4 protein-coding genes are annotated in these 2,256 nt (G+C 70.1%); 2 read left to right on the forward strand and 2 right to left on the reverse strand.

The window, feature by feature from the left end:
- Window positions 1–441 (reverse strand): MSMEG_4193 family putative phosphomutase (locus A5714_RS11925; RefSeq protein ID WP_156747282.1); only part of this gene is annotated, 441 nt, incomplete at its 3' end.
- 70 nt (window positions 442–511) lie between these two features.
- Complete coding sequence (locus A5714_RS11930) at window positions 512–814, reverse strand: hypothetical protein (protein ID WP_068285408.1); 303 nt, start codon at window positions 812–814, stop codon at window positions 512–514.
- A 92-nt stretch (window positions 815–906) separates the two neighbouring features.
- Between A5714_RS11930 and A5714_RS11935 the strand changes: the two genes are divergently transcribed.
- Together A5714_RS11935 and A5714_RS11940 are read left to right on the forward strand one after the other, a co-directional pair.
- A complete protein-coding gene (locus A5714_RS11935; protein WP_369829439.1) occupies window positions 907–2,001 on the forward strand; it encodes a YncE family protein in 1,095 nt (364 codons plus the stop codon).
- Window positions 1,998–2,256, forward strand: a 259-nt coding sequence (locus A5714_RS11940; protein ID WP_068285412.1) for a DUF5703 family protein, incomplete at its 3' end; no start/stop codon positions are given. The genes A5714_RS11935 and A5714_RS11940, both read left to right, overlap by 4 nt.

Here is a 2,256-nt window from a genome sequence, read left to right on the forward strand (position 1 = left end):
CAGCGCGTCAACGCCGTGTTCGGCCGCCAACCGCCGGTCGTGCTCGCGGATGGCAGCCACCGTACGGGCCTGCACCTGTGCCAGGCCCTCGCCGCCGGGGAACACCGCGGCACTGGGATGCGACTGGACGACCCGCCACAGTGGCTCGTTGACGAGCTCGCCGATCTTGCGTCCCGTCCACTCGCCGTAATCGACCTCCGCCAGCCGGTCGTCGACGAGCGGCTCGAGGCACAGCGCCTCGGCCAGCGGCTCGACGGTGCGGCGGCAGCGCAGCAGCGGCGAGGTCACGATGGCGCGGATCGGGAGGTCGCCGAGGCGATCGATGAGTCCGGCGGCTTGCTCGCGGCCCTTGTCGTCGAGGTCGACGCCCTCGGAGCGACCGGCGAGGGTGCCCGCAGTGTTAGAGGTAGACCGGCCGTGGCGAAGGAGGATGACGGTCATGCGTCCGACCGCGCCTGGGTCGCCGATACCGCAGTCACGACCACGACCGTACCCGGTGGGCGCAGTGCGACTAGCGGGAAACCGGCACCGCGTGCGCCACGGAGTCGCGGACCGCCGCGCTCAGGCTGCGCTCGTCGGTCAGATCGATGTCGACCAGGCTGCGAACCGCCGTCGCGACCACCTCTTCGGCCTGCGGCACGGGCCCGGCAAGGCGGGGCCGGTAAACCTCGACAACGAGAGAGCGGTGCTCGATATGGAAGGAGAAAGTCCGTCCATCACCGACTTTTCCATAGCCGCTAGCGAAAATTCCTGTCGACATCTCTTCGACAGCAAACTCCTGATGCGTCGTATGACGGTCGGCGGTGACGGCCATAAGCCGACCATACCTCGCGGGTCCGGGTTGATGTCGGCAGCACACCCCATTTGGATGCATAACCGTTCCTTAGAATTTGGGCGTACACCCCCATGAGCCGAGGGAAACCATTGCTGTCACAGCCTCGCCGCCGCAACTCGGCAGCTCATAGGCCTTTCGTGGTCGCCGTCGCCGGCCTAGCCCTTTTGCTGGGTGGGCCGGTCGGCTGCTCGTCGAATCCGCTCGTCGCCGCGCCCCGCACCATCGATCCGGCCCGGCCGGCGGTGTCTCCGCCCGCGGCGCAACCCCCCGCGGGCGCGGTGCGACCACTCGCCGCCCACGCCGTCGCGGCGGTGTTCGACGCCGATACCCGTCAACTCGCGGTCCTGGCGCCGGGCGCCGATCCGGCGGCGCCCGCATCGGTCACCGTCTTCCCCGACGCGCAGCTCGCGCCCCGGACCGTCGCCCTGCCCGGGCCGGCCACCGCGCTGACCGCCGGCGGCCACGGCACGCTGTACGCGGCGGCTCGCGGCGGATACGTCGCCGTCGACCTGACCGGTCGGGGTGCGACCCGGGTGAACGTCGCGGGCGCCGGCGAGGTGGACTTCACCGCCATCGCCCGGCGGGCCGACGGCAAACTGGTGTTGGGCAGCGCCGACGGCGCCGTCTATACCCTGGCCGCGGCGCCGGGCGAGGCGGGCGCCGTTACCGTCGAGAACCGCAGCAAGATTTTCGCTCGCGTCGATTCGCTTGCCACGCAGGGCGATACGACCGTCGTGCTGGACCGCGGGCAGACGTCGGTGACGGCGCTCGGCGCCGACGGGCGGGTGCAGCAAGCGCTGCGGGCCGGCACGGGCGCGACCAGCATGACCGCCGATCCGTGGGGACGGGTGCTCGTCGCCGACACCCGCGGGGGCCAGCTGCTGGTGTACGGCGTCGACCCGCTGATCCTGCGCCAGGCGTATCCGGTGCCGGCGGCGCCGTACGGCCTGGCCGGCTCGCGCGCGTTGGCGTGGGTGTCCCAGACCGCTTCTAATATGGTCATTGGTTACGATCTGTCCACCGGAATTCCCGTCGAAAAGGTGCGCTACCCCACCGTGCAGCAACCGAACTCTCTGGCGTTCGACGAAGCGTCAGACACCTTGTACGTGGTGTCGGGGTCCGGTGCGGGGGTCCAGGTCGTCGAGCACGCGGCGGCCCCTCGATGAAGAACGGGTCCGCGCCGCGGTCAAGCCGCCTACCCGCCGGCTGGGACACCGACATGTCCGACGACTACGAATGGGTGCCGTTGCGGTTGCCGCCGGAGGTCACCCGGCTCAGCGCGTCCATCCGGTTGTCGATCGAAGCGGAGTATCGGGGCTGGGAGCTGACCAGGGTACGGCTTTACAACGACGGTAGCCGACGAGTCTTGTTGCGTCGCAAGAAGACCCGCATCGACAGTCGACGCCCGGATCAGCCGGAAC

Origin of the sequence: Mycobacterium sp. E2462 (genome assembly GCF_001672685.1) — a bacterium.
Lineage (GTDB): Bacteria > Actinomycetota > Actinomycetes > Mycobacteriales > Mycobacteriaceae > Mycobacterium.